Origin of the sequence: Streptomyces sp. NBC_01498, assembly GCF_036327775.1 — a bacterium.
In the GTDB taxonomy this organism is placed as follows: Bacteria; Actinomycetota; Actinomycetes; order Streptomycetales; family Streptomycetaceae; genus Streptomyces.
The window spans coordinates 3,454,891-3,480,768 of the sequence record NZ_CP109598.1 but is presented as its reverse complement, the minus strand read 5'-3'; the positions used below and the strand labels follow the sequence as shown (position 1 = coordinate 3,480,768).

23 protein-coding genes and 1 pseudogene are annotated in these 25,878 nt (G+C 72.9%); 13 read left to right on the top strand and 11 right to left on the bottom strand.

The window, feature by feature from the left end; all coding sequences use genetic code 11:
• Positions 1-178 precede the first annotated feature (178 nt).
• Together OG875_RS14770 and OG875_RS14765 are read left to right on the top strand one after the other, a co-directional pair.
• Positions 179-1,939 (top strand): ATP-binding protein, encoded by a 1,761-nt coding sequence (locus tag OG875_RS14770; RefSeq protein WP_330177747.1) that lies wholly within the window; start codon positions 179-181, stop codon positions 1,937-1,939.
• Between the two features lie 186 nt (positions 1,940-2,125).
• The gene (locus OG875_RS14765) at positions 2,126-4,723 is read left to right on the top strand and encodes a hypothetical protein (RefSeq protein WP_330174692.1); all 2,598 of its coding nucleotides are present in this window, start codon (positions 2,126-2,128) and stop codon (positions 4,721-4,723) included.
• A gap of 329 nt (positions 4,724-5,052) precedes the next feature.
• Here OG875_RS14765 and OG875_RS14760 read toward each other — a convergent pair whose 3' ends face one another.
• The 3 genes from OG875_RS14760 to OG875_RS14750 all read right to left on the bottom strand — a co-directional run bounded on the left by OG875_RS14760 (position 5,053) and on the right by OG875_RS14750 (position 7,336).
• Entirely contained in the window at positions 5,053-5,517 is a 465-nt protein-coding gene (locus tag OG875_RS14760; RefSeq protein WP_330177746.1) for a protein-tyrosine phosphatase family protein, read from the bottom strand.
• A 137-nt stretch (positions 5,518-5,654) separates the two neighbouring features.
• Positions 5,655-6,455 carry an SAM-dependent methyltransferase gene (locus OG875_RS14755; protein ID WP_330174691.1) on the bottom strand — a complete coding sequence of 267 codons (801 nt, stop codon included), beginning with the start codon at positions 6,453-6,455 and terminating at the stop codon, positions 5,655-5,657.
• Positions 6,452-7,336, bottom strand: a complete 885-nt coding sequence (locus OG875_RS14750; RefSeq protein ID WP_330174690.1) for a helix-turn-helix domain-containing protein — start codon at positions 7,334-7,336, stop codon at positions 6,452-6,454. Before OG875_RS14750 ends, OG875_RS14755 begins: the two co-directional genes overlap by 4 nt.
• A 232-nt stretch (positions 7,337-7,568) precedes the next feature.
• Between OG875_RS14750 and OG875_RS14745 the strand changes: the two genes are divergently transcribed.
• Positions 7,569-8,084 carry a hypothetical protein gene (locus OG875_RS14745; protein WP_330174689.1) on the top strand — a complete coding sequence of 172 codons (516 nt, stop codon included), beginning with the start codon at positions 7,569-7,571 and terminating at the stop codon, positions 8,082-8,084.
• Positions 8,085-8,365: 281 nt separating this feature from the next.
• Complete coding sequence (locus tag OG875_RS14740) at positions 8,366-9,004, top strand: SDR family NAD(P)-dependent oxidoreductase (RefSeq protein WP_330174688.1); 639 nt, start codon at positions 8,366-8,368, stop codon at positions 9,002-9,004.
• Positions 9,005-9,023: 19 nt separating this feature from the next.
• On the opposite strand, the gene OG875_RS14735 is transcribed toward OG875_RS14740, so the two are convergent.
• The 4 genes and pseudogenes from OG875_RS14735 to OG875_RS14720 form a co-directional block, all read right to left on the bottom strand.
• Positions 9,024-9,488: an SRPBCC family protein gene (locus OG875_RS14735; protein ID WP_330174687.1), complete on the bottom strand. Its 465-nt coding sequence runs from the start codon at positions 9,486-9,488 to the stop codon at positions 9,024-9,026.
• Positions 9,489-9,585: 97 nt separating this feature from the next.
• Positions 9,586-9,918, bottom strand: a complete 333-nt coding sequence (locus OG875_RS14730; RefSeq protein WP_330174686.1) for a YciI family protein — start codon at positions 9,916-9,918, stop codon at positions 9,586-9,588.
• Positions 9,919-9,963: 45 nt separating this feature from the next.
• A pseudogene (locus OG875_RS14725) lies at positions 9,964-10,152 on the bottom strand (DUF397 domain-containing protein); the annotation flags it as partial.
• A gap of 47 nt (positions 10,153-10,199) precedes the next feature.
• Positions 10,200-10,475, bottom strand: coding sequence for a hypothetical protein (locus OG875_RS14720; protein ID WP_330174685.1), 276 nt, complete (start codon positions 10,473-10,475; stop codon positions 10,200-10,202).
• A gap of 300 nt (positions 10,476-10,775) precedes the next feature.
• On the opposite strand from OG875_RS14720, the gene OG875_RS14715 reads away from it, so the two are divergent.
• Positions 10,776-11,054, top strand: coding sequence for a hypothetical protein (locus OG875_RS14715; RefSeq protein WP_330174684.1), 279 nt, complete (start codon positions 10,776-10,778; stop codon positions 11,052-11,054).
• A gap of 13 nt (positions 11,055-11,067) precedes the next feature.
• Here OG875_RS14715 and OG875_RS14710 read toward each other — a convergent pair whose 3' ends face one another.
• Positions 11,068-11,511 (bottom strand): PPOX class F420-dependent oxidoreductase, encoded by a 444-nt coding sequence (locus tag OG875_RS14710; RefSeq protein ID WP_330174683.1) that lies wholly within the window; start codon positions 11,509-11,511, stop codon positions 11,068-11,070.
• 29 nt (positions 11,512-11,540) lie between these two features.
• Positions 11,541-12,533 (bottom strand): NAD(P)-dependent oxidoreductase, encoded by a 993-nt coding sequence (locus OG875_RS14705; protein WP_443079115.1) that lies wholly within the window; start codon positions 12,531-12,533, stop codon positions 11,541-11,543.
• Positions 12,534-12,637: 104 nt separating this feature from the next.
• Here OG875_RS14705 and OG875_RS14700 point away from each other — a divergent pair, with 104 nt between their 5' ends.
• The 8 genes from OG875_RS14700 (at position 12,638) to OG875_RS14665 (ending at position 24,486) form a co-directional block, all read left to right on the top strand.
• Positions 12,638-13,021 carry a MerR family transcriptional regulator gene (locus OG875_RS14700; protein WP_330174682.1) on the top strand — a complete coding sequence of 128 codons (384 nt, stop codon included), beginning with the start codon at positions 12,638-12,640 and terminating at the stop codon, positions 13,019-13,021.
• Between the two features lie 213 nt (positions 13,022-13,234).
• Entirely contained in the window at positions 13,235-14,485 is a 1,251-nt protein-coding gene (locus tag OG875_RS14695; RefSeq protein WP_330174681.1) for an alanine racemase, read from the top strand.
• Between the two features lie 40 nt (positions 14,486-14,525).
• Positions 14,526-15,983 (top strand): diaminobutyrate--2-oxoglutarate transaminase family protein, encoded by a 1,458-nt coding sequence (locus OG875_RS14690; protein WP_330174680.1) that lies wholly within the window; start codon positions 14,526-14,528, stop codon positions 15,981-15,983.
• A 158-nt stretch (positions 15,984-16,141) separates the two neighbouring features.
• Complete coding sequence (locus OG875_RS14685) at positions 16,142-17,620, top strand: pyridoxal phosphate-dependent decarboxylase family protein (protein WP_443079260.1); 1,479 nt, start codon at positions 16,142-16,144, stop codon at positions 17,618-17,620.
• Positions 17,617-19,623, top strand: a complete 2,007-nt coding sequence (locus OG875_RS14680) for an IucA/IucC family protein (RefSeq protein ID WP_330174678.1) — start codon at positions 17,617-17,619, stop codon at positions 19,621-19,623. The genes OG875_RS14685 and OG875_RS14680 overlap by 4 nt, the downstream gene beginning before the upstream one ends.
• The gene (locus OG875_RS14675) at positions 19,620-21,140 is read left to right on the top strand and encodes a lysine N(6)-hydroxylase/L-ornithine N(5)-oxygenase family protein (RefSeq protein WP_330174677.1); all 1,521 of its coding nucleotides are present in this window, start codon (positions 19,620-19,622) and stop codon (positions 21,138-21,140) included. The genes OG875_RS14680 and OG875_RS14675 overlap by 4 nt, the downstream gene beginning before the upstream one ends.
• Complete coding sequence (locus OG875_RS14670; protein WP_330174676.1) at positions 21,137-23,086, top strand: IucA/IucC family protein; 1,950 nt, start codon at positions 21,137-21,139, stop codon at positions 23,084-23,086. Before OG875_RS14675 ends, OG875_RS14670 begins: the two co-directional genes overlap by 4 nt.
• Entirely contained in the window at positions 23,083-24,486 is a 1,404-nt protein-coding gene (locus OG875_RS14665; RefSeq protein WP_330174675.1) for a glutamine synthetase family protein, read from the top strand. Before OG875_RS14670 ends, OG875_RS14665 begins: the two co-directional genes overlap by 4 nt.
• A 22-nt stretch (positions 24,487-24,508) precedes the next feature.
• On the opposite strand, the gene OG875_RS14660 is transcribed toward OG875_RS14665, so the two are convergent.
• Positions 24,509-24,919 (bottom strand): GNAT family N-acetyltransferase, encoded by a 411-nt coding sequence (locus OG875_RS14660; RefSeq protein ID WP_330174674.1) that lies wholly within the window; start codon positions 24,917-24,919, stop codon positions 24,509-24,511.
• A gap of 136 nt (positions 24,920-25,055) precedes the next feature.
• Positions 25,056-25,796, bottom strand: a complete 741-nt coding sequence (locus OG875_RS14655; protein WP_330174673.1) for a lasso peptide biosynthesis B2 protein — start codon at positions 25,794-25,796, stop codon at positions 25,056-25,058.
• Positions 25,797-25,878: the final 82 nt, after the last annotated feature.

Below are 25,878 nucleotides of genomic sequence, written 5' to 3'. Positions count from 1 at the left end.
GACCGCCGCCGACCGCGAAACCTCCAGGCCGGACGCCTCCGGACCGGACACCTCCGCGCCCGTCACATCCGGACCCGACGTCTCCGCGCCTGCCACCGCGTGGCCCGTCACCGCCACCTATCCCGAGCGGCCCGCAGGCCGTCAACCGGGCGTGCGGCTCGCCGAGTTCATCGACGCCATGATCGCCACGGGGCAGACCGGCCAGGTCTTCGGCGAGCACGGCATCGGCAAGACCTCCACCTTCCTCGGCCACATCCCGCGCGCCCACCCCGGCACCCGTGTCGTCCTCGTCCCGGCGGCCAACCTCACCCCCGACGACCTCCTGATGAACGCGCCCGTACGGGACGACAGGACGGGCGAGCTGGTCCTCACCCAGTTGATCATGAGCCAACTCGCCCCCGGTGAGCCCTTCGTGCTGCTGATCGACGACTCGTTGCAGGCGGGCGCGACGATCCAGTCCCAGCTCATGCAGATCGCCTGCAACTGGACCCTCGGCGAGCACAACCTGCGCGCCCTCGGCTGCGTCGGGGTCTTCCTCTCCGACAACGAGTCGCCGGCCGAGACCGGTTCGGCGCGCGGCGACCTCGCCGTGCTCGACCGCATGGTCACCCTGCGCCTCACCGCCAACGACACCGCCTGGCGGCACGCGCTCGCGGCCCGCTTCCCCGACCGGGACCTCGGTGAGGTATTCCGGATCTGGAGCGGCCTGACACCCCGGCTGCGCGGCCTGCTCTCCCCGCGCACCCTGGAGCACGTGCTGGACTGCGCCCGCGCCGGCCTGCCGCTGAGCTGGGGCCTGCCACTGGTGGGCGGGGTGCGGCTGAGCCTGCGCGACCTGCGCAAGGACGGTACGGAGGGGGCGGACCGTACGGCGGAGATCCTGGACGCCCTCGCCTCCGCCGTGGGCGCGGACAATCCGCGCACGGTGGCCGACCCCGTACGCCGCATCCTGCGCACCGCCCTCCGGGAGCGCTGGGCGGTGCTGCTGCAAGGGCCGCCCGGCTGCGGAAAGACGGAGATCACCAAGACCGTCGTACGGGAGGAACTGGGCGCGGACCCGGTCTACTTCTCGCTCCCCGTGACCAACGTCGAGGACCTGTGCGTGCCGGTCCCCAGCCCGGACGGGCGGCTGGACACGCTGCTGGCGCGGGCGCTCTCGGGGCCGGACGAGAAGGTGATCGTCTGGGACGAGTACAACCGGCCGAAGGACAAGGCCGCGTTCGCCAAACTGATGGAGATCACCCAGGAGTGGTCGCTGGCCGGGCGGCCGGTGGAGGGGCTGCGCGCCCAGATCGCCCTCCAGAACCCGCCGTACCACCTGGGCAGAAAACTCCAGGTCAGCCGGAACAACGTGGCGCAGGCGAGCCGCTTCACGGTCAGCTACGAGGTACGGCCCGAGGACATCCCGGCCAACGAGTGGCTGATCGCGGAGTACGGGCAGCTGGCGGAGACCGTCCTCGACTGGTGGAAGAACGACATCGACGACGAGGGCCGGGACTGGATCACCAAGCGGACGCTGGAGCGCCTCATCAAACTGCGCCGGGCCGGGCAGCCCCTGATCTCCGGCCTGATCTATCTCGGCGACGGCGAGTTCGCCCCGGTCCCGCTGACCGCCCTCGAAGCACGGCTGGACGGCGCGAATGAGGAAACGGCGCTCGGCTTCAAGGAGTTGGTGCGGGACATAGACGTCTGGGAGAAACGGCTGGCCGTCGCGTCGGAGACCTCGTCCGAGGGGACGAACGACACGGACGCGGTGCACCGGGCGCTGGCCAACGCCGAACTGTCCCAGCTCACACCGCATGTCGACGCGGTGGCCCGGCTGCTGCGACGGCTGCCGCCGAAGCTGCGCGCCACGTATCTGGTCGGGCAGACGGCGGACCGGCAGCGCTACTGGGTCACTGTGCTGGCCCGTATGAAGGCACTCGCCGCGTCGTCGTGAACCGGCCACGCGCCCACCCGCCGCCACCCGGGCCCGACCTGACCGACTCCACGACTCCGACCTGACCGACGCCGAACTCCAACTCCTGACTCCGTCCTTCCGACCGCCCTCCGACCGCCCTTCCGCGCCCTCCGACCGCCCTTCCGCGCCCTCCGACCGTCCTTCCGAGAGAGCCGAGCCACCACGATGCGCCTCGCCGACCCCGCCTGTGTCTCCGCCGCCTACGCCCTCGCCGACCGTGAACTCACCCGCGCGCTGATCGCCCGGCTCCGGGAGGAGACGGTCGAACTGCTCGTCAGCAGGGCCGTGTTGCCGGAGACCCTCCTGGAGGAGGTGCTCGGTTCCCGCGACCCGGATCTGATCGGCGCGCTGCTCACCTCGGCCACCGCCCATCGCGACGAGGTTTTCCGGCGGCTGGCCGCGAAGGGCGACCCGGCGCTGGCGGGGAGTCTGTACGGCGGCCGTGCCGGGGACCGTACGACCGAGCAGCGGCTGGCGGTGTGGGAGGGCGCGGCGGCGACGGTGGGCGATCCCGGCTGGCGCGCGGCGGACGGACTTCCGGCGCGGCTGATGGGGTGCCTCGTCCCGGAGCTGCTGGAGCCCGCTCTGCTGTCCCCGTTCCCCGAACTGGCCGCGCACGCGCGGCGCGTTCTCGACGCCCAGGCCGAGCTGGCCGAGCGGGCGGCGCGGGCGGCCTCCCGGTCGCGGACCGCCGGGTCGGCGGCCGACGGGTCGGCGGTCAAGGGGCTGGCGGTCAAGGAGTCGGAGAGCGGCTCCCGGGCGTGGCGGCGGTGGCCGAAGACGACGGAGGAGCTGGTCGCGGACCTGCGGGACAGTAACTTCAGCGGCACGATCTATCCGCCGTCCGCCCCGGGCGCGCTGGACTGGGACGCGCTGCTCGCCGAGCACCGCGCCACCCCGTTCGCCTTTCGGCGGCTCCCCGTCCTGTGGACGCACCCGCACTGCGCCGAGGGCATGGCCCGCACCGCCTTCGAGCCGGTCGCCGGGACCAGCGCGGGAACGGCGTCCGCGCTGACCGGAAGCGCACTCGAATCCGCCAACGAGATGGGCCTCGCCGCCCTCCTGCGCCCCGGCATCACCTCCGGCGCCTTCCCCGTCGACCGCGTGCTGGCCGAGGTCGCACCCGCCCGCAAGGTTCTCTGCGCACTCCCCGACGACCACAAGGGAGTACGAGCCGCCCTCGCCGCCCAAGCCGCCCGTCTGGGCGCGGACTTCGCCCCCTGGCGGGCGGTCTTCACGCTGCTCCCGCGTTTCCCCGGTTCCGTCACCGAACTGATCGACGCCGCGCTCGCCGAGACACCGAAACATCTCGGCAAGACATGGCCGAAGCCGCTGGGACCCGAGTTCCCCAGCCGCAGGCAGGCGAACGGGCGGGCGGCGTGGCTGCGTCTCTACAACGGGGCCGGCCACGAGGTGCGTTGCGCGCTCGGGGAGCACATGGACGTGCGCGCCATCCAGCAGTTGCTGCTCTGGCACAAGCCGAGTCCCGAACTGCGCGCGCACCTGGTCCGGGTACGGGGCGTGTCCGTCCTCGCGGGTCTCGCGGACTGGGAGACCCCGCCGGAGGTGATCGCCGAGCTGATCGCGTACAACGACCCGGAGATCAACGCCGCGCTCTTCCTGCACAGCGATCTCACCCTGGCCCAGCGGCGTCACGTTCTCTCCGGGCGTCGCCTGCGGGAGGGAGAGCCCGCCGTCACCCCGGCCGCCGACCGGCTTCCGCTGACGGAGGCGCTCGTCGGCGGCGTACGGGAGAGCGCGCGGCGGCCCTGGCTGCTGGCCTGCGCCGATTCGGGCCACCCGCTGTTGTGCCGCGTGCTGCTGGGCAGCCCCCGGGCGAAGATGCACACGCCCGCGCTGGAACTGCGCATGCTGGTACGGCTCTGGGAGGACCAAGGCCCGGACGCGGTGCGGGAGTTGCTGGACGAGACCGACTTTCCCGGCCGCAGGCGGACGGCCGGCCAGGCCAGGCAGCCGAAGCACCCGCTGTCGCCGAACACCCTCAAGGCGGGACGGGCGGCGCTGGAGTCGGCCCGCCCCGAATCAAGCCCGGAGCCGGGTCCGGCACCGAGCCCGGGTCCGGCGTCGGGTCTCGACTCGCTGCGCGCGGCGGAGCGGGCGGCGGCGGGACCGGCGGGGCGGGCGGAGTTCCTGGCCGAGAAGGGGGCCGGCACCGGGGACGACGACCTGGAGTGGGCCCTCGACCTGCTCACCGAGGAGATCGGTCCGGCGCCCGTGCCCTGGGCGGAGCTGGTGGCCGGTCACGGCGTGAAGCCGCTCCACGACCGGCTCCTCGTCCGGCTCGCGGAACTGGACGGCTGCCCGCCGGCGCTCGTGGACGAGTCGGCCGGCGCCCGGCTGCGTCTGTCGCACCCGGAGTACCGCCCCCGGCGCGGTGCGAAGCCCCCCACGGCCTCCGAGATGCTGGCGAAGCTGCCGCTGCGGGTGGACAACGGCGGTTGCCGCTGGCTGGAGGGTGCGTACGAGCTGGGGCAGCTCACCCTGCCCGAGGTGGTGGAGTCCGGCTTCCCGGCACGGGCGACCGTACCGTTCCTGGCCCGGGTGCTGACCCCGGCCGGGGGCGCGGACCCCGGGGCGCCGGAATCCGCGGAGATACGGGACACCCGCCGCGCGCTCGCGGCGCTGGCCGCGGAGCACCTGGCGAACGACCCGGAGGGCTGGACCCTCGCACTCCGCCTGATCCCGGAATTCGAAGGCCCTCTCCCGGATCTGCTGCTCGCCTCGGGCGCGGTGGTCGCCTGACCGCCACGCCCACGCCCCATCGGCATGCCCGCGCCCCACCGCCACGCCCGCGCCCCACCGCCACGCCCACGCCCCACCGGCACGCCCGCCGGACACCGGCGCCCGCCGTCGCCTGCCGGGCCCACACCCACCCCCGGCGCAAGCGGGCCGCCGCCGCCCAGGCCCGCCCGCAGACTCCGACCTCACCCCCACCGGCCCCCGACGGCGGCGATGCGGCCGGCCACGGCGCGCACGCTGCTTGCAGTCCACCGGAGCGTCGCCCGACGGCCGGCGCGTCTGCCGGTTCCCCGGACCGGGGAGCGGATCGTGGCACGCGCGACGGACGGCCGCTACGCCACCGGGCCCTCGAACCGCCCCACGTACCGCTTCTGCCAGGGCGTTTCCACCGCGCCCCGCGCGTAGTGCGCACGGACGTACGCGACCGCCTCCGCGTTCGGCACTCCGTCGAGGACCGCGAGGCAGGCCAGAGCCGTGCCCGTACGTCCCCGTCCGCCGCCGCAGGCGATCTCGACCCGTTCGCCGCCCGCCCGCGCCAGCGCCTCCCGCAGCGAGCGCGCGGTCGCGGCCCGGTCCGACGGCAGCCGGAAGTCGGGCCAGCGCACCCAGCGCGCCTCCCACTCCACGGCGGGCGGCTCCTTGCCCAGCAGGTAGAGCGCGAAGTCCGGCACCGGACCGGCCGGGAGCGGGTGACGCAGCCCCCGCCCCCGTACGAGCCGCCCGGAAGGCAGCCGCAGCACGCCCGCCGCCGTCGGCTCCCAGGTCGTGGACTCCCGGCCCGACGACTCCTCGCCCATGGTCACCGAGCCCCTCTCCACGTCACCGAACCCGCTCATGGCCACCGAACCCGCTCATGGTCACCGAGCCGCGCCCCGTCCCATGCCCCGCCCCGTCCCCGCCTGTGTTTCCGCCCCTGTCTGCTGTCGCTCTCGCCCTACGGCTTGACCGCCAGGAACCCCCACTGCACACAGTCCGCCGCCCCTTCGGGAACGGACTCGCCCTCCGGCACGACCAGTTCGGGCAACGGCCGCAGCCCCGGTGCCACCAGGTCCAGCCCCTCCGCGCAGGCCGCGATCTGGTCCGGTGTCCGGGCCAGATAGGCGCCCTCCGGGTCCGCCGCCACGTAGTGCTCCTGCATCTTGAGCGTGCCGGGAGTCTCGATCGTGTCGCACACCGCCAGGTAGGAACCGGAGGCGAGCCGGCTCATGTACGCCCCGACCAGCGCCGCCGCCTCGGCGGGCGGAAAGTGCCCGAGCGTGGAGAGGACCAGCAGGGCCACCGGCTCGTCGAGGTTCAGCGTCCTCGCCGCGTCCTCCAGCACCGCGTCCACGTTCCGGAAGTCCTGCTGGAGGTAGTGGATCTTCCCCTCCGGCGAACTCCGCAGCGAACTCGCGTGGTTGAGCACGACCGGGTCGTTGTCCACGTACACCACCCGCGACTCCGGCGCCGCCTTCTGCGCCAGCCCGTGCGTGCCGCTCCCCGTGGGAATCCCCGTCCCCAGGTCCAGCAACTGCCGTACCCCGCCGTCCCGGACGACGTACTCCGCCACCCGCTCCTGGAACGCCCGCGACTCCATGGCCGCCGTCTTGATCTCCGGGAAGTCCCGCATCATCACATCGGCGAGGTCCCGGTCGACCTGGTAGTTGTCCTGGCCGTTCTGCGCGTAGTTCCAGATGCGCGCGGAGTTGGGGACCGTGGGCATGACGTTGGTACCGGGGCGAACGGAGTCGCTCATCCGAAGTCCTTACTCGTCAGAGGCAGCGGGGTGAAGCGAGGGGGTGCGTACCCACTGGTCACGTCCACCGCGATTCGGTAGTTCTCTACGGCTTCGGAGTCGTCGGTGATGAGCGTCATGGCCGGGTGGAGGCCGATCTGGATCAGTCGCTCCCCCATCCCGAACTCCTTGAAGCGGAGGATCTCAAGATGGCCGCAGAGGCTGATGGCCAGCGGATGCGGTACGCGCGGCGGAATGACCTGGATGGCCACCGACGAACCCACATCGGCGATCCGGGTTTCAAGATAGTCGAGTTGACGGGCCATCACACCGGGACCGCCCACTTGCCGCCGCAGAGTGGCTTCTTCCAGCAGCACCCACAGGCCGGCGCGTTTCTCGTCGGGGTCGGGCCCGTCCGCTCCGCCGATCGTGTGCGCCTTGCGGGCCTCCAGCAGTTCCAGCCGCAGACGGCGTACGGCGGGGTCCTCGTACGGATTGCGCAGGCTCATCAGGGCCTCGGCGTACTCCGTGGTCTGGAGCAGGTCGGGCAGTACGCCGGGCGCGTACGAGCGGATGCTGGTCGCCGCTGACTCCAGATCGATCACGCCGACCTCGGCGACCTCGCGCCAGGGGTGCCACCAGCCCGGTTTCTTCGCCTCGTTCAAGGCGTGCAGGACCTCGGCGCGCTCGGCGGGCGGTGTCTCGTAGAGGTCGAGGAGGACGGCGACCATGCGCGGATTCGGCACGGTCTCCGCGTTCTCCCAGCGGGCCGGAGTGGCGCGGTCCTTCTTGAGCGCGTCGGCGACGGTCTGGAGTGTCATGCCCGCGGCCTCGCGGCGACGTCGCAGGTCGGCCCCGAAACACCGCAGAGCGACGGTGGGGCCCGATCTCGGCTGGCTCACCGGGCCCTCCTCGCTTCGTGCGGGTGGGGAGGGTCTCCACCTCTCCGTTCAGCGGACACCACGATACCGCCGAGCGAACTCTGTCACGTTGCAGAGTGTCCGTGACGTGGCTAAGGTGGACTACGGAGTTCCCCTACGCGGCATCCCCCAGACCGCCGCGCCAGGGCCGGGAACCGACCTCGTCGGCACGCTGCCGAAGCGTGAGGGCGAGGGGTCACGGAGAACCGATGCCATGCACGTCTCACTACCGGCCGTTCCGGAGCAGATCCAGGTCGCGCGCCGCATTGTCCGTAACGAAGTCGCCGGTCTCGGCTGGTCACCGGCGAAAATCGCGGCCTGTGAAGAGGTGGCGGCCCAGCTCGCCGGGCATGTCGTCGGCGTCGTGGGAGTCACCGGCTACTACCTCGGTGTGACCAAGCGCCCCGGGCCCGAGGACGATGTCGCCATACGGGTCAGTGTGACGATCCTGGACAGCCCCGACGCGGTACTGACCGTGCCGAAGCAGAACCGGACACCCGGTGACATGGCGGCGGCGGGCGCCGTGGGGTCGACAGTTCCGGTGGGACCGACCGGAGCCGCAGGACCCGTGGGACCCATGGGGGAGGACGAGGCCGCCGGCCCGGTCGAGGATGAGCGGACCCTGGCCGAGATCCTCAGCAAGCGGTGCGGAACCAAGGTCAACATCGTGGCGCAGCAGGGCAGTTGGGCAGCCTCGGCGACACTTCCGGCCACCTGGAGGACGCATTGAGGGGTCCCGCAGCGGACGAGCCCGTACGGCAGTCGGCGTATGAGCCCGCACGGCAGTCGGCGTACGAGACGGCCTCGGCCCACGCGGGGGCGCGCCACGCGAGCAGATCACCCGCCGCACCGCCGCCGCCCGTGACCCACGCGTCGGCCCTCGGCGCCGGTCACCGGCTGCCGCGTTCTCAGCGCGCCCGCAGATGGGCCTCCTGGTACCGGCCGACACGCGCGGAGCCACAGGTATCGGCCGGCGATCGCGGAGCTACGCACAGTGGGGGAGAAACAGACGTGAGCCGTTCGGTGCTGGTCGTCAGCGGCGCGAGCGGGAGCGCGGAGAGCGTGGCCGCGGCCTATGCCCGCCAGGACGACTGGGTGGGGTTCCTGTACGAACGCGGTACGCCGCCCGGCGAGCTGTACAACGTGCGGTGCGACGTCAGCGACGGGCTCCAACTGGACGCGGCCGTATCGGAGTTCGAGACCGGGCACGGCGCGGTCGACGTGCTGGTCGTGGACGCCGACCGGCACGACCGCGACGCGGAGGAGAACCCCGTGGCGGCGGCGGCCGGTACGCGCGCCCGCGCCAACGCGATCATCGGGCGCACGCTGCCGGGGATGCGGGAGGCGGGCCACGGGCGCATCGTCCTCATCGCGTCCACGAAGGGCCTCGGCCGGGGTTCCGCCCTGGCGGGCGGCGCCCCGCACGCGGACCTGATGAGCCTGGCGTGGCACCTGGTGCACGAGTGCCGTGGCTCGGACGTGACGGTCAACGTCATCACGTACGGCTCCACCCACGACGCCGGCCGCCAGGCCCGCACCCTCCGGGCCCGTCAGATCGCCGACCTCGCGGTGCACCTGACCAGGCCGGAGGCCACGGACACCGGAGCGGTGATCCCGATCGAGGTCCTGGCGGCGATCCCGTCCCGCTGACGGGCCGGGCGCCGCCGCCTCAGGACCCGGGCGTCGCCGTCCCCCGAGCCAGCTCGTCGGCCAGCCGGCGCAGGACCGTCCGGTTGGCGCGGCGCATCGTGGCCCGGACGACGGGAGCGAGCAGCCGGTCGGGGAGCGGGGCACGCTCCCAGGTGTACGTGAACGAGACCCGGCTCCCGCCCGCCGGCAACGGCCCGATGTCGTACGTGCCATGCGCCAGGCGCCGGCCGCCCGCGCTGACGTTCCGCTCGACGATGCGGCGGGGCGGCTCGGCCGCGACGACCTCGACGGTGACGTCGGTCTTCGTCCCGCCCAGCGCGGCGGTGACGGTGGCACCCGACCCGACACCCCGACCGGGGCCGCTGTAGCGCCAGTTGGTGAGGTAGTGGTCGGTGAATCGCTCGTGGTGCGCCATGACGTCGAGGAAGTCGTACACCTGCGCGGGTGTGTGCGGCAGGTCGATCGAAACGGTGACAGACCTCATGCACCGGATGGTACAGAGAGCGGTTGCCGGACGCGGTGACTCCGCCGACCCGGGATGACGGCCCCGGCCATTGGCGGGCCACCTCCGGTCGAAGGGTCTAGTCGGCCATGATCTCCCGGACCTCCTGCGCACAGCCGCACGAGGCGGCGATCTTGCCGGCCCACGTCAGCGCGTCCTCACGGGAGGGCACGTCGATGACCGAGAACCCGCCGAGGACCGCCTTGGTCTCCGGGTACGGGCCGTCGGAGACGGTCCCGTCGGTGGCGACGACGCTTGCCCGCTGGCTCTCCAGCCCGCCCCCGAAGACCCACACCCCGGCTTCCTGAGCCTCCCGCACCACCGCGTGCGAGGTCTCCGACAACTCGGCCAACCGCTCCTCGGTGAACGCCGCCATCGCGCCGTCGTCGAACGAGATCAGATACCGCGCCATTCAAGGCTCCCTTGACTGTCGGCCCCCGTCGGGCCACTTCTCAGCCTATGACGAACGCGAGCCCTGACGGGGGTTGTTGGCGCCGGCGGCGTACGCGACGAAGCCTGCCCAGGCGGCGGGGCTGAGGGTGAGGACGGGGCCGCCGGGGTTCTTGGAGTCGCGGGCGGGGACGGTGTGGGTGGTGGGAACCAGGTCGGGTGCCCATTCGACGCAGCCGCCGCCGTTGCCGTTGCCGTACGTCGACTTGACTCACCGGGCGTGAGTGACGTCCAGGCTGGTGCTCATGACGGAAGTGCCTTCATGACTGCGCGGATGTACTTCGCCGTTTCCTTCGGCGACAGGGCGCTCGCCCTGAGCAGATCGTAGGCGCGCCGGCGGGGCCTGACGAGTCTCTTTTCCTCCATCAATGTGCCGGGGGAAATGCTTTCCTCGTATATGACCACCGCCGCCAGGCTTTCCAGGCTCATGCCCGCCTCTTCGCGGCAGCGGCGCATCTCGGAGCCGAACGGATCGCGGGCCGAACGCTCCGGCGACAGTTCGCGTGGTCGTGGTGCCATGGGCGAACCCCCTTGTCCCCGTTGGGCTCTTGGGAGAGAAATGGCTTCTGATCGTACGCGTATGGACCGATTCTTGTTGCACAGAAGGTAGTGACGCGATGACGGAAGGCACGCCTCCCACATGTGCGAACAGGGACTCGACAAGCCCGCTCCGGCGGACTCCGGTACGGCGGAACTCGAGGCCGTGATTCATGCCGGAGGCTTCTGGCGGCTGGTGCCCGAGGTCGTACCGCGCGTCTATGGCCCCGTCACCCCAGAGCTGTTGGAGCGCGTGCTCCACCGACTGAAGCGAGGTGCGCAATGACGCAGAGCGGTGCCCGGAGATATCTGTCCAGGCTCACGGAGCAGTTGGGTACGGACGGCGTCCTGGTGGTGCCCAAGGACCGCCGGGCCGAGGAGCCGTCCCTGCCGGCGGACGCCGTCCACCGCCGGCCGCCGTGCGAGTGCGGGCACTCGCCGTGCCCGGACTCCGGCCCGAAGGACCCGAAGGACCCGAAGGACCGTACGCACACGGCGAACCCGAAGAACCGCACGGGCACGGCGGACCCGGCCGGTCCCCCCGAACCGGCCGGGTCATGAACCGCCTCCGGTGTCAGCCGATGCTCTGGCCGTAGACGCGGTTCACGGTCATCGTCATCAGCACCCGGCGGTCGGAGACCATCACCGCGCGGTACTCGTCCCAGTCCGGGTGCTCCCCGGAGGCCCGGCGGTAGTACTCGACCAGGGCTTCGACCTCCGGGCCGTCCGGGTCCGTGCCCGGTCCGGCGAGGGTGACCGGGCCCTCGGCGGTCGCCCAGGAGCGGCCGTCCGCGGCGGTGACCTCCAGCGCGGCGCGCGGGTCGCGGCGCAGGTTCACCGTCTTGGCCCGGCCCTCGGTCATCGACACGTACAGGACACCGGCGTCGGCGTCGTAGAAGGGCATCACGGGGGAGAGCTGCGGCACCCCGTCCGCCTTGATGGTGGCGAGGACACCGAGGCGGCTCTCGGCGAGCAGCGTGCGGGGGTCGAAGGGGGAGGAGGGCGTGGGTGTGGTCATATCGGCTCCAAGTGCTGACGGGGTGTCGGTTATTCCGATGCTCCCTCTCCCCCTTCCACCGACGGCGCCCGGACCACCGACGGCGCCCGGAACTGCTCGATCAGCGTCATGTATCCCTCGGCGCCCCGGCCCGCCGCGACGGCGCGGTCCGCCACGGCCTTGACGTACGCGGGGAACTCGGTGCTGACTCCGAGGGATTCACTCTCCTGGAGGAGGTGGACCATCGCGGCGACGTGTGTGTCCAGGCTGGAGTCGAACGCCGGGAACACGCCCTCGTCGATCTGTCGCGCGTAGCCGGACAGCCATTCGGTCACGGTGCCGATGCCCTGCCGGGCGATCGGCGCGAGTGCCGAGGCGTCGACCCCGGCCGCGCCCAGTACGGCGGCGCCGTGCAGGAAGCCGTTGAGGATTCCCCACATCAGGGCCAGTACCGCGACTTCGTGGAGCGACGACAGGCCGGGGTCGTCGCCGAGGTGGCCGGTTCCGCCGCCGAGGACCCGGAGCGTCGGCTCGTGCGCCTCGAAGGCCGCGCGGGGACCGCTGTACAGGAGGGTGGCGTCGGCCGTACCGATGCCGTCGGGGGCGGCCAGGATCGCGCCCTGGAGGTACGTGCCGCCGTGCCGCGCCGCCCACGCGGCCGTCTCGCGGGCCTGACCCGAGGTGCCCGAGGACAGGTTGACCAGCACGCGGCCGTCGAGGTGGCCGCTCATCGGGTCGAGGAGGGCGTCGACGGCGTGGTGGTCCGTGACGCAGACGATCACGAGCCGGCCGGCCGCGACGGCTTCGGCGACCGAGCCGGCGAGCTTCGCGCCGTCGGCGACGAGGGGGTCGGCCTTGGCCGCCGTACGGTTCCAGACGGTCGTGGGGTGGCCCTCGCGCAGGAACGCCCCGGCCAGCGCCTGGCCCATCAGGCCCAGGCCGAGGACGGTCACCGGGGCGGGGTCGGTGGCTTTGTCGGTGGCTTGGTCGGTGGTGCGGTCGGTCGTGGGGTCGGTCGTCCGGTCGGTCGTGGGGTCGCTCATGGTGGTCGCTCCTCGGTCCTGTGATGGCGCGCGTGGCAGAATCCTCAACGTTGAGACCGATGTGAAGGTCAAGCGGAGCAAGCGGAACAGGGGAGGAACCCGGCGTGCTGATCGGGGAGTTGAGTCGGCGGACCAAGGTCAACGCACATCAGCTGCGGTACTACGAGGCCCAGGGACTGCTCGAACCGGGCCGGGGCGCGAACGGCTACCGCGAGTACGGCGCCGAGGCCCCCACGACCGTGATCCAGATCAGACGGCTCCTCGAAGCCGGTCTGTCGACGGAGGAGATCGCGGTCCTGCTGCCCTGCGCCTCGGGCTCGGCGCCCGAACTCGAACCCTGCCCCGAGCTTCTGGACATGCTGCGGGCCCGGCTGCGCGGGCTGGACGACCACCTGGACATGCTCGCCCGCACCCGGCAGACGCTGCTCGACTACATCGAGGTCACGGAGCGCCGGGAGCCGGCGTACGCGGGGGACTGCGGGGACTGAGCGCGGGGGCACGTCTGTTCTCCCCCGGGGCATGACCTACTTTTGAATCATTCTGGCGAGGCGTTAGGTTAGGCTCACCTAAGCGATTTGGCCGTTCTGTCCCGATGCCCCGATGTTCTGATGTCCCGACGTCTCACTGTCCCGGGGTCCGGACGTCGTACCAGTGGCTTGACGGCTTGATCCCCCGTCCACACCAACGAGGTCGCATCCGCCGTGTCCGTCCAGTTCCCGCCCTCCGCGGCGCCGCTCGCCGCCCACCCGGTGGACGTGCTGCCGGTCCCCGTCCGCCGCCGACTGCTGGACCTGGCGCGCGGGACGGAGCCCGTGTCGGCGTACGTGTACGACGGCGAGGTGGCCGCGAACCGGGCGCGCGAACTGCGGGCCGCGCTTCCCGGCTGGGCGGCCGTCTACTACGCGGTCAAGGCCAACTCGTACCCCGGCGTCGTCGCCGCCCTCGCCCCGTACGTCGACGGCTTCGAGGTCGCCTCGGTCAGTGAGCTGGAACTGGCCCTGGAACAGGGGCACTTCGAGGACGGCGTGGCACCGGCCGTCGTCGCCGCGGGACCCGCCAAGTCCGTGCCCGTCCTCACCGCCCTCGTCCGGGCCGGAGTCGAGGCGATCAACGCCGAGAGCCTGCTGGAGCTGCGCCGGATCAGCCGTATCGCCGTCGCCGAGGGTGTCGCCGCGCGCGTCGCGCTGCGCGTCAACCCGGCGGAGATCCCGATCCGCGGCTCACTCCACATGGGCGGCGCGCCCTCGCAGTTCGGTGTCGCCGAGCCCGACGTGCCGGACGTGCTGGCCGCCGCGCGCGGGCTCCCCGGTCTGGACGTCGTCGGCTTCCACATCCACGCGGCCTCGAACAACCTCGACGCCGACACCCATGCGGCGTACCTTCGTTGGTGCGTCGAATGGAGCGTTCGTACGGCCGCCGCTACCGGTGTCGAGCTGCGGCACGTCGACATCGGCGGCGGCATAGGTGTCGCCTTCGAGGGCGAGGCGCCGTTCGACATGGCCCGGTTCGGTGAACTCGCCGCGCTGGTCGAACCACCCGTGGGGGTGAAGGTCGTGCTGGAGCCCGGCCGGTTCCTGGTCGCCGACTGCGGCTGGTACGCGGCCGAGGTGACGGACGTCAAAGCCTCGTACGGCGAGTGGTTCGCCGTACTGCGTGGCGGAATCAACCACTTCCAGCTGCCGACCTCCTGGGACATCGTGCACAACGTCGCCGTGCTGCCGGTCGACGCGTGGGAGGCGGGCGAGGAGTGTCCGAGGCCCACGGCCGAGCACACCCGTGTCACCGTCGTGGGCGAGCTGTGCACGCCGGAGGACACCCTGCTGCGGGACGTGCTCGTGGAGCGGGTGCGCGCGGGGGACCTCGTCGTCTTTCCCAACGCCGGTTCCTACGGCTGGGAGTTCGCCATGCATTCCTTCCTCGGGCACCCGGTCGCCGGTCGCCACCTGCTCTGAGCCGTCTTCTCGCCCCACTCTCATACTTCGGAGCTTTTCCATGACCGTTCCCGCTGTCACGCTGCCCACGTCCGGGCGGCCCCGCGACAACGCGGCCCCGGACGCCCGCGCCATCCTGGAGCGGCAGCGCGCCAGGGAGTCGTCCGCGCGGACGTACGCCCGTTCCTTCCCGATCGTCCCGGTACGCGCCCACGGCATGACCGTCGAGGGCGCTGACGGCCGCCGCTATCTCGACTGTCTCTCCGGTGCCGGAACGCTCGCCCTCGGCCACAACCACCCCGTGGTGCGCGAGGCGATCCGCCGCACGCTCGACAGCGGGGCCCCGCTGCACGTGCTGGACCTCGCCACGCCGGAGAAGGACGACTTCACGGACGCGCTGTTCGAGACACTGCCCCGGCCGTTCGCCGACCGGGCCCGCGTGCACTTCTGCGGGCCCGCCGGAACGGACGCCGTCGAGGCCGCGCTGAAGCTGATGCAGACGGCGACCGGGCGGCGCGGGCTGCTCGCGTTCACCGGCGCGTATCACGGGATGACGGCGGGCGCGCTGGCCGCGACCGGCAGCGTGGCCGTCAAGGAACCGGTAGCGGGCGGCGGCGCGGCGGGCGGTGAGGTGACGCGGCTGCCGTATCCGTACGCGTACCGCTGCCCGTTCGGCGTCGGCGGCGAACGCGGCGCGGCGCTGGCGGCGACGTACACCGAGCGGCTGCTGGACGACCCGGCCGGCGGGGTCGTCCGGCCTGCGGCGATGATCCTCGAAGCGGTCCAGGGCGAGGGCGGCGCGGTGCCCGCGCCCGACGGGTGGCTGCGGGAGATGCGGCGGATCACGGGCGAGCGGGGTATCCCGCTGATCGTGGACGAGGTGCAGACGGGCGTCGGGCGCACGGGCGCGTACTGGGCGGTCGAGCACAGCGGTGTCGTGCCCGACGCGATGGTGATGTCGAAGGCGGTCGGCGGCGGGCTGCCGCTGGCGGTGATCGTGTACGACGAGGCGTACGACGGGTGGCTGCCCGGCGCGCACACCGGCACGTTCCGGGGCAACACGCTGGCGATGGCGGCGGGCGCGGCGACGCTCAGGTACGTGACGCGGGAAGGGCTCACGGAGCGGGCGGCGACGGTCGGGGCGCGGCTGGCCGCGCGGCTGGAGGGGGCCAGGTCGGAGCTGCCGCTGATCGGTGATGTCCGGGGGCGCGGGCTGATGATCGGCGTCGAGATCGTGGACCCGGAGGGGCCGTTGGACGCGTGCGGGGCGCGGCCGGTGGCGCCGGGGCCGGCGGCGCGGGTGCAGGAGGGGTGCCTGAGGCGGGGGCTGATCCTGGAGCTGGGTGGGCGGCACGGGTCGACGGTACGGCTGCTGCCGCCGCTGGTGATCACGGACGAGGAGGCGGAGTCGGTGCTGGAACGGCTGACGGAGGCGATCGCGGAGGCGGGCGCGGAGGCGGGCGGTTCCGTGGGCGCCGGTGCCGTGGGTACCGGTGGCGTCGCGGGGTGGACGGCGTGACGACGGAGGCGCTGGGCGCCGCCGTCGAGGAAGCGCTGAGGGTGCTGCGACCGACGCCGGGCGGTACGTCGGTGCCCGCTGGTACGGCGGTCGTGGACGGTGGTCCGGGTGCGGGTGGCGCCCAACTGCCGCCCTCCGGAGCGGAGTTGTCGGGCGGGATGGGCGGTGCGGCGGCTCTGGAGCCGCTGGTGCGTGAGGTGCTGGACGCGCTCGCCGAGGGCGCCGCCCGGCGCGGCGGTCCGGTGGCGGCCGGTGCGCCCGCCGGCATCGGGGCGGCCGTCACCGAGGTGTTCCGCACCGCTCACGGCCCTGGCGCGCTGGGCCGGTTGGCCGAACTCCTCGCGTACGGCGGCGCGGACCCGGCCGACCCCGCGTGCGCGGCGCATCTGCACTGCCCGCCGCTGGCCGTCGCCGTCGCCGCCGACCTGGCGGTCTCCGCGCTCAACCCCTCCCAGGACTCGTGGGACCAGGCGCCCGCCGCAACCACCCTGGAAACGCTGCTTCTTGAGGAGCTGGCGGCCCTGGTCGGCTACGACCCGGGCGCGGCTGCGGGCGTCCTGACCTCGGGCGGCACCGAGTCCAACCTGATGGGGCTGATGCTGGCCAGGGACCGGGTGCTGGGCGCCGCGACCGGCCGGCAGGTCGAACTGACCGGTGTGGGACCGGGGTCCGGGGCCGGGGCGCGGCCGAGGATTCTGGCGTCCGCCGCCGCGCACTTCTCGGTCCAGCGGGCCGCCGCGCTGCTCGGGCTCGGCGAGGACGCGGTGATCCCGGTCCCGGTCGACTCCCAACTCCGCATGAAAGCGGGTGCGTTGGCGTCGACACTGGAACGGTGTGTGGAGCGCGGGGAGTTGCCGGTGGCGATCGTCGCGACCGCCGGGACCACCGACACCGGGGCGATCGACCCGCTGCCCGAGTGCGCGGAACTGGCGGCGGCCTACGGGGCGTGGCTCCATGTGGACGCCGCGTACGGCGGGGGCGCGCTGCTCTCCGACCGGCTGGCGCCGCTGCTGGCCGGGATCGAGCGGGCCGACTCCGTCTCCCTGGACTGGCACAAGCTGGGCTGGCAGCCGGCCGCCGCCGGGATCTTCCTGGTGCGGAAGGCGGAGACGTACGCCTCGCTCGCCCGCCGCGCGGTCTATCTGAACCCGGCGGACGACGAGGAGGCGGGCTATCCGAGCCTGCTGGGCCTGTCGCTGCGTACGACACGCCGCGCCGACGCCTTCAAGATCGCGGTGACGCTGCGCACCCTGGGCCGGGCCGGGCTGGGGCAACTGGTGGACGCCTGCCACGAGTTGGCGGTGGGGGGCGCGCGGGCGGCGGCGGCGCACCCGCGTCTGGAGCTGCACGGCGGGACGGGGCCGGGGGAACCGGCGCTGACCGCGTTCCTGTTCCGGTACGTCCCCCGGCAGGGGGCGGACGACGGGGCCCGCACCGACCGGCTGAACGCGGCGCTGCGACGGCGGCTGCTGCGCGAGGGCGAGGCGGTGGTGGGCCGTACGGAGCTGCCGGGCGAGGGGCCGGGGCGGATCCGGCTGAAGCTGACGCTGCTGAACCCGTGGACGACGCCCGCGCAGGTCGAGCGGCTGCTGGCCGCGGTGGTGTCGGCGGGCGAGAGGGAGGAGGAGGGGTGGTGAGCGCGGACCGTACCGACGGGTACTCCCACCGTGACTCCGTTCCGGAGTCCGCTCCTGACTCCACCCCGGACCCCGCTCCTGACTCCGGCCCGGACCCCGCTCCTGACTCCGCTCCTGCGGTGCCCGGGGAGCTGAAGCGGTCTGCCGACCCCCTCGACCATCCCGATCATCTCCGTGCCGCCGACTCCGCCGCCCTCGCCGCGCTGCTGCGCGCGTACGTCCGGGAGACCGGTATCGACGTGCCCGACAGCGGTGAGCTGCTGCGACTGGCCCTGCCGTGCAGTGGGGTGACCCTTCGCGTGCGGGTGCGGTACCGGTCCGCCACGGGGTGGCACCGGTTCGGGGGAGTCCGGGTCTTCACCTCGGACCGGGGCGGCAGCCTGCCCGCCGACGCCGCGTTCGTCGCCGCCGCCCTCGTACGGGAGACGACCCTGCGGCGCCGCGCGCTCCCGTATCTCGGCGCGGACGCCGTCGGGCGGGTCCTCAACTCCGCCGCGCGGACGGGGGCGCATCTGCTGCGGCGGCGGGAGGAGAAGCCGGGCGCGCACGGGCCGACGCCCTTCCTCGACGCCGAGCAGGCACTGCTGCTGGGGCATCCCTTCCATCCCGCGCCCAAGAGCCGCGAGGAAGCCTCGGACGCCGAACTGGATTCCTATTCACCGGAGTTGCGAGGTTCCTTCCCGCTGCACTGGTTCGCCGTGCGCCGGGACGTCCTCGTCGGTGAGAGCGCCGACGGCCGGGCCCCCGCCGATCTCCTGCGGCCCCTGACCGCCGGGCTCGGCCTGCGCGTACGGGAGGACGAGGCCGTGCTTCCCGCGCATCCGTGGCAGGCGAGGGACATCCTCGGGCGGCCCGCCGTCGCCGCGCTGGTCGACGCGGGCCTGCTGCGGCCCCTCGGTCCCGCCGGGCCCCACTGGCACCCCACCTCGTCCGTACGGACCGTCCACCGGCCCGGCGCCGACGTCATGCTCAAGCTCTCCCTCGGCATGCGGATCACCAACTCCCGCCGCAACAACCTCCGTTCCGAGATGCGCCTCGGTGTGCGCGCCGCCCGGCTGCTGGCCGCCGGGCCCGCGCGCCGACTGCGCGCCGAGCACCCGGAGTTCGGCATCCTGCGCGACTTCGGGTGGGTGTCGGCGGGCGGCGGCACGAGCGACGGCGGGACCGGGGCAGGGGCAGGGGCCGAGACCGGGCCGGAGACCGGGTTGGAGACCGCCGTACGCGACAACCCGTTCCGGGGCGGGGAGTTGGAGGGGCTGTGTGTCGCCGGGCTGGTCGCGGAGCGGACCGGTCCCGGTGACGGCTCACCGCCCCCGTACCGTTCGCTGCTCTCCGAGGCCGTCACCCGCACCGCCCGCACCCACGGCGTCTCCACCGGCGAGGCGTCCGCGCGCTGGCTGGCCGCGTACCTGGACGTGCTCGCCGTCCCGCTGATCCGGCTGCACGCCTGGTACGGCATCGCACTGGAGCCGCACCACCAGAACACCCTCGTCGCGCTCGCCGCCGACGGCCTGCCGTGCGCCGGCTGGTACCGCGACAGCCAGGGCTACTACGTCGCCGCGTCCCACGCGGACGCCGTGGAGCGGCTGTTGCCGGGCGCGGCGGACGGCCTGGACCTCGTCTTCGACGACGCGTTCGTGGACGAGCGGGTGGCGTACTACCTCGGGATCAACAATCTCCTCGGTCTCGTCGGCGCGTTCGGCGCGCTCGGGCTGGCCGACGAAGGCGCCCTGCTGCGGGTGCTGCGCGCCCGGCTGGAGCGGCTGCGGTCGGCCGAGCCCGGCGCGAAGGGGCTGCTGGACCTGCTGCTCGACGCACCCGTGCTGCGCTGCAAGGGCAACTTCCTCACCTGCGTGGACGGGCTCGACGAACTCGTCGGGGACGTACAGTCCCAGTCCGTCTACGTCGATCTGCCCAACCCCCTGTCCGACCCCGCGTCCAGCCCTCTCTCCACTCCCCTGCCCGACCCCCTGCCCAACCCCTTTGCGGAGGACCACCGGTGACCGATTCCCCGTCCGATTCCGGTACGCGTGTGTACGACCTGGTCGGCATCGGGATCGGCCCGTTCAACCTCTCGCTCGCCGCGCTGGCGGACGGCACACCGGAGTTGCGCACGCTGTTCCTCGACGCGAAGCCCGCGTTCTCCTGGCACCCCGGGCTGCTGATGGCGGGCACCACGCTCCAAGTCCCCTTCCTGGCCGACCTGGTGACGATGGTCGACCCGACGAGCCCGTGGTCGTACCTCAACTACCTGCGCCACCACGACCGGATGTTCCCCTTCTTCTTCTCCGAGCGCTTCCACATCCCGCGCCGCGAGTACGACGCCTACTGCCGCTGGGTCTCGGGCGCTCTGCCGTCCTGCCGATTCGACGCGTACGTCGAGGAGTTGGGCTGGGACGAGGCACGGGACGTCTTCGTCGTCACCCACCGGTCGGCGGACGGCACCGTCACGCGGACGCTCGCCCGGCAGGTCGTCCTCGGGGTGGGCACCGAACCGGTCGTGCCGGAGGCGCTGCGCGGGCTCATCGAGGACGGCGCGCACACGGGGCGGGTCCTGCACAGCGCCGACTACCGCACCCACCGTTCCCGCCTCGCGGCCTGCGACGACGTGACGGTCATCGGCGCCGGGCAGTCCGGCGCCGAGGTCGCGCTGGACCTGCTGCGGCACCAGGACGGGGACGGCGCGGGCGGCCCGTACGTCCGCTGGCTGGCCCGTACGAACGCGTTCGCGCCGATGGAGTACTCCAAGATCGGGCTGGAACACTTCACCCCCGACTACATCCGCTACTTCCGCGCGCTCCCCGAGTCCCGGCGCGAACACCTCGTGCAGGAGCAGTGGCAGCTCTACAAGGGCGTCAGTGAGGAGACGCTGGCCGCCCTGCACGACGAGCTGTACGAGAGAACCATCGGCGGGACCGAGCCAAGAGCCGCGCTGCATCCGGCGGTCGACATCGTCGCGGCCGAGGCCGAGGGTTCCGGTTATGTGCTGACGTGCCGTCATATCCAGCAGGACAGGCACTTCGAGATCCGTACGTCCGCGATCGTGTCGGCCACCGGGTACGCGGCGACACGGCCCGCCTTCCTGGAGGGCGAGCGCGGCCTGCGCGCGCTGGTGCGCTGGGACGACAAGGGCCAGTACCGGATCGACGGCGACTACCGGGTGGCGCTCGACCCCCGGGTGTCGGGAGGGCTGTACGTGCAGAACGCCGAACTGCACACGCACGGTGTCGGCGCGCCCGACCTGACGCTGGGCGCCTGGCGCGCGGCGACCATCCTGAACGCGGTCGCCGGGCGCACGGTGCTGCGGGTCCCGGAGCGGGCGGCGTGGACGACGTTCGGGGCGCCGCGCGCCGAGGGTGCCGAGCAGGAGCCCGTCACCGCCGTCGTGCCCGCCACCGCCGTCGTACCCTCCGCCGCGTCCGCCGTTCCCGCCGTGCCGGCCGCACCGCCCGTGTCCGCCGCACCGGCGGTCTCCGCTGTTCCTGCCGTGTCCGCCGTTTCCGAGGAGAAGCGCCGATGAACCACCCCGAGCGGGACGCCTGGGCACAGGCCGGGCGGCGGCTGCTGGTCAAGGCCGTGGAGGAGTTCGCGTACGAGGAGCTGCTGGTCCCCGTACCGGCGACGGTGCCCGTACCGGAGACGGTCCCCGTACCGGAGACGGTGCCGGTTCCGGATCCGGAGCCCTCGGCGCCCGCGCCCGCACCGCCGACCGATCCCGTGTCCGGCTCCCCCGGCCCGTACCGGCTCGATCTCGGCGGCGGCGTCCACTGGACCCTGCGCGCCCGCCGGGGCACCTTCGGCACCTGGCGTGTCGAGCCCGGCAGCCTGCGCCGCCACCCCGCCCTCCCGGACGGCCAGGAGCCGGGCCCCGAGCGCCTGTTGCTCGACGCGCGCGGGGTGCTCGGCTGGGACGGCCCCACCACCGCCGAGGTGCTGCGCGAACTGACCGCCACCCGGCGGGCCGACGCCGGGGCCATCGGCCGGGCGCTGCCCGCCGCCGCGCTGGCCGACCTCGGGCATCTGGAACTGGAGGCGTACCAGGACGGGCATCCCTGCATGCTCCTCAACAAGGGCCGGCTCGGTTTCTCCGCCTCCGACACCGCCGCGTACGCGCCCGAATCGGCGCCCGCCGTAAGGCTGTTGTGGGCGGCCGTGCACAACGGGCTCGCCGTGTACGCGGGTGTCCCCGGCCTCGACGCGGAGTCCCTGCTGGCCGAGGAGCTGGACCCGGCCACGCGGGAACGTTTCGCCGCCGTGCTCGCCGCCATGTGCGCCCGAACCGGCCTGGCGGCCGGGGAGTTCGTCTGGCTGCCGGTGCACCCGTTCCACTGGGACGAGGCCGTCGCCACCCTCTTCGCGCCGAGTGTCGCCGAGGGCCGCATCGTCCTGCTCGGCCCGAGCGACGACCGCTACCGGCCCCTCCAGTCGATCCGCACCCTCGCCAACCTCGACCGGCCGCACCGCCGCAATGTGAAGGTCCCGCTCCTCATCCGCAACACCCTTGTCTGGCGCGGGCTTTCGACCCGCCCCACCGAGGCCGCGCCCGAGGTGAGCGCCTGGCTGCACGCGGTCCGGGACGCCGACCCGTATCTCCGCGACGAGTTGCGCGTCCACCCGCTCGGCGAGGTGGCGGCCGTCGCCGTGGGCCACCCGCTGTACGAGTCGGTCGAGGACGCCCCGTACCGCTACCACGAACTGCTCGGCGCGGTCTGGCGCGAGCCGGTGACCGCGCTGCTCGACACGGCGGCGGGTGAACGCGCCCGCACCATGGCCGCGTTGCTCAAGACCGGGTCCGACGGGCGGGCGCTCACCGCCGAACTGGTGGCCCGCTCGGGACTCGCCCCGGCAGCCTGGCTGGAACGATTCTTCGCGGCGCTGCTGCCGGGTCTGCTGCACTACCTCTACCGCTACGGCGTCGCCTTCTGCCCGCACGGCGAGAACACCGTCGTCCTCTTCGGCCGCGACGAGATCCCGTTCGGCATCGCGCTCAAGGACTTCGCGGAGGACGTGAATCTGCTGCCGGGCGACCGGCCCGAGTACGCGGATCTCCCCGAGCGCGCCGACCGGGTGCTGCTGCGCTGGCCGGCGCACGAACTGGCGCACTCGCTGCTGAGTGCGGTCTTCGCCGGGCACTTCCGGTTCTTCGCCCCGCTGTGCGCCGACCAACTCGGCGTCCCCGAGCCCCAGTTCTGGGCCCTCGTACGCGCCGAGATCGAGCGCTACCACACCCGCTTCCCCGAACTGGCCGACCGCTTCGCGTCGTACGGGCTCCTCGCCCCCACCTTCGACCGCGTCGCGCTCAACCGCGAACAGCTCCTGGGCGGCGGCTTCCACGACCGGGCGGAGCGGGACGAGGGCTTCGACGTGGTGCACGGCACGGTCCCGAACCCGCTGGCCACGCCCCCCTCCGACACAGCGGACCGATCGGGCACGGCGGACCGGACAGGAACAGAGGACCGGACATGAGCGACGACCCCTCGCCGTACGAGTCGCCCTACCAGCGGCTGCGCGCGGAGGCCGCCGCCGGAAAGATCGAGGAGGTGATCGTCGCCGTCCCCGACCTCCAGGGACGCCTCCAGGGCAGCCGGCTCTCCGTGCCGTACTTCCTGGACGAGATCGCCGGCGGCGCCGGCGGCTTCGGCGCGTGCGTCTATCTCCTCGCGTCGGACGTCGAGATGGACACCGGCCCCGGCTACGCCATCGACGCCTGGAAGACCGGCTTCGGCGACTTCCTGCTCCGCCCGGACCCCGCCACCCTGCGCACCCGCCTCCCCTGGGACGAGGGCACGGCGCTGATCCTCGCCGACGCGCACTGGCCGGGCCCGGACGGAGCGTCACCCGGCTCCCCGGTCGCGGTCGCCCCCCGCCACATCCTGCGCACCCAGCTCGACCGCCTCGCCGAACGCGGACTGACCGCGCTCGCCGGAACGGAACTCGAATTCCTCGTCTTCCTCGACACCTACCGCGCCGCCCGCGAGACCCGCTACGAGAACCTGACGACGGCCACCGCGCACAACGTCGACTACGCCCTCCAGGGCCTGACCGACATCGAACCCGTCGTCCGCCGCATCCGCCGCGAGATGGGCCGGGCGGGGCTCGCGATGGAGACCGCGCGCGGAGAGTGCCACCCGGGGCAGTACGAGATCGTCTTCCGTTACGCGGAAGCCATGACGACCTGCGACAACCACGTCTTCTTCAAGAACGGTGCCAAGCAGATCGCCGCCCAGGAGGGCGTGTCGCTGACCTTCATGCCGAAGTACGACGCGGGCGAGGGCAACTCCTGCCACCTCCACCTCTCCCTGCGCGCCACGGACGGCACCCCCGTCCTCGCGGACCCCTCCGCCGAGGACGGCATGTCGGCCCTGATGCGCCACTTCGTGGCCGGCCAGCTCGCCTGCCTGCCGGACCTCACCCTGCTGATGGCCCCGAACATCAACTCGTACAAACGCCTCCAGCCGGGCGCGTTCGCCCCGACGGGCATCGCCTGGGGCCGCGACAACCGCACCTGCCCGATCCGCGTGGTGGGCACCGGCCCCTCCCTGCGCCTCGAACACCGCGTCCCCGGCGGCGACGCCAACCCCTACCTCGCCCTCGCGGCGGCCATCGCGGCGGGCCTCCACGGCATCGACCACGCCCTCGAACTCCCGCCCCCACACACCGACAACGCCCTGACGGACCCCTCGGTCCCCCGCCTCCCCCGCACCCTCACGGAGGCCCTGCACCTGTGGGAGACGAGCGCCACGGCGGCGACGCTGTTCGGCCCCGAGGTGCTCACCCACTACGCGGCGGCGGCCCGCGCGGAACTCGCCGCCTTCGAATCCTCGGTGACGGACTGGGAACGCGTCCGCGGCTTCGAACGCCTCTGAGGGCGCCCCTGCGGAATCAGAGTCAGAACCGGACCGCGCGGGCGACGGCGGACGGCCCCGGGTACTCCCCGGCGACGGCGTCCATCAGCACCTCGTCCCAGACCTGCCCCAGCCAGTACCCGGCCTGCCGGAGCGTCCCGGCCACCCGGAAACCCGCCTTCTCGTACGCGCGGACGGCCGGCAGATTCGGCGCCAGGACCTTGAGCCAGACCATCCGCAGGTTGGTGACATGGAAGGCGTAGTCGAGGCTCAGCCGCGTGGCCGCCGTCCCGAGCCCGCGCCCCCTCGCCTCCGGGGCGAGCATGACGACGAACTCGGCGGTGCGCACGGCGTGATCCGGCAGCAGGCCGGCGACACCGGCGGGTACGGGCCGATCGGCACCCGTGTCGTAGATGGTGAACCGGATGTTCTCGCCGCGCAGTTGGTGCGCCATCCCCTCCGTCCGGGCTTCCAGGGACTCCGGGCCTTTTGCCGCCCGTAGCCCACCAGGAGGGCCGGGTCCTGTTCCCAGCGCCAGTACGTCTCCACGAGATCGGCTCGATAAGGACCGAGCGCACACGAACCGGCACTCAGCCACAGGATCGGATCAGGGACGGCACTGATGACGGGCCTCCGACGGTGAGCAGGATCGTGCAGTCGCGTGTCGCGAGCGGTTCGGCGACATGGGCGCCGTCCACAGTCTGCACCCAGGCGTGAAGGCGTACGGGGTCGGGCGCGACACCATGGCACCATCGGACGGCACGGCGCCGGGCGGCAAGGAGAAGCAGGGCCGCCGCAGACTCCTCCAGGCAGGCCGTACGCCCCGGGGAGTACCAGCCCGCGCGCCGGACGGCCTGGACCGCGGCGAGGGCCTGCTCGGGGGTGGCTGGGCGTTCGCAGGTTGACGCGGCTCTCCGCAGCAGGCCGACAACTGAGCGCATGCCGCCGAAGCGCCCTGCCACGAAGACGGCGGACAGACAGGCTGCCGCGCCGACCGTCGGCGTGGGAGCCGTACGAGCCGGGCACACGATTCCCGCCGAGTGCTCCGCGCTTCCCCAACTGGCCTGTGGAACCTCACCTTTGACCGGATCCGCCCAGGGCGTGAGGGCGTCGCTCGGGACGAGCAGGCCCAGGGTGACGAGACGGCGGGCGAGAGCGGGCTCCATCTGGTCGAGCCGTCCGGTGCGTGCGGCCGTCCGCCAGGACAGCGAAGCGGCGGGGAGCAGACATCGCACGGCACCGGTGCGGTAGTCGACGAGGACCAGGACGTGTCCGAAGTCCACCGCGCGGACGTGGCGGGGGCAGGTGAGGGGGTAAGGCAGATCAGCCACAGTGGTCCCCCCTCCCCGGAAGCGCACGTCCAGGAAATGCCGGGAGCACGGTCGAGAGCACGCAGCCAGGCTTCGGCGCTCA

Excerpts from the sequence above, each read along its gene's own strand:
- OG875_RS14770 (WP_330177747.1), top strand. The coding sequence starts at position 179 with ATGATCGCCACGGGGCAGACCGGCCAGGTCTTCGGCGAGCACGGCATC.
- OG875_RS14765 (WP_330174692.1), top strand. The coding sequence starts at position 2,126 with ATGCGCCTCGCCGACCCCGCCTGTGTCTCCGCCGCCTACGCCCTCGCC.
- OG875_RS14760 (WP_330177746.1), bottom strand. The coding sequence starts at position 5,517 with ATGGGCGAGGAGTCGTCGGGCCGGGAGTCCACGACCTGGGAGCCGACG.
- OG875_RS14755 (WP_330174691.1), bottom strand. The coding sequence starts at position 6,455 with ATGAGCGACTCCGTTCGCCCCGGTACCAACGTCATGCCCACGGTCCCC.
- OG875_RS14745 (WP_330174689.1), top strand. The coding sequence starts at position 7,569 with ATGCACGTCTCACTACCGGCCGTTCCGGAGCAGATCCAGGTCGCGCGC.
- OG875_RS14735 (WP_330174687.1), bottom strand. The coding sequence starts at position 9,488 with ATGAGGTCTGTCACCGTTTCGATCGACCTGCCGCACACACCCGCGCAG.
- OG875_RS14730 (WP_330174686.1), bottom strand. The coding sequence starts at position 9,918 with ATGGCGCGGTATCTGATCTCGTTCGACGACGGCGCGATGGCGGCGTTC.
- OG875_RS14720 (WP_330174685.1), bottom strand. The coding sequence starts at position 10,475 with ATGGCACCACGACCACGCGAACTGTCGCCGGAGCGTTCGGCCCGCGAT.
- OG875_RS14715 (WP_330174684.1), top strand. The coding sequence starts at position 10,776 with ATGACGCAGAGCGGTGCCCGGAGATATCTGTCCAGGCTCACGGAGCAG.
- OG875_RS14710 (WP_330174683.1), bottom strand. The coding sequence starts at position 11,511 with ATGACCACACCCACGCCCTCCTCCCCCTTCGACCCCCGCACGCTGCTC.
- OG875_RS14705 (WP_443079115.1), bottom strand. The coding sequence starts at position 12,533 with ATGAGCGACCCCACGACCGACCGGACGACCGACCCCACGACCGACCGC.
- OG875_RS14690 (WP_330174680.1), top strand. The coding sequence starts at position 14,526 with ATGACCGTTCCCGCTGTCACGCTGCCCACGTCCGGGCGGCCCCGCGAC.
- OG875_RS14685 (WP_443079260.1), top strand. The coding sequence starts at position 16,142 with ATGGGCGGTGCGGCGGCTCTGGAGCCGCTGGTGCGTGAGGTGCTGGAC.
- OG875_RS14670 (WP_330174676.1), top strand. The coding sequence starts at position 21,137 with ATGAACCACCCCGAGCGGGACGCCTGGGCACAGGCCGGGCGGCGGCTG.
- OG875_RS14665 (WP_330174675.1), top strand. The coding sequence starts at position 23,083 with ATGAGCGACGACCCCTCGCCGTACGAGTCGCCCTACCAGCGGCTGCGC.
- OG875_RS14660 (WP_330174674.1), bottom strand. The coding sequence starts at position 24,919 with ATGGCGCACCAACTGCGCGGCGAGAACATCCGGTTCACCATCTACGAC.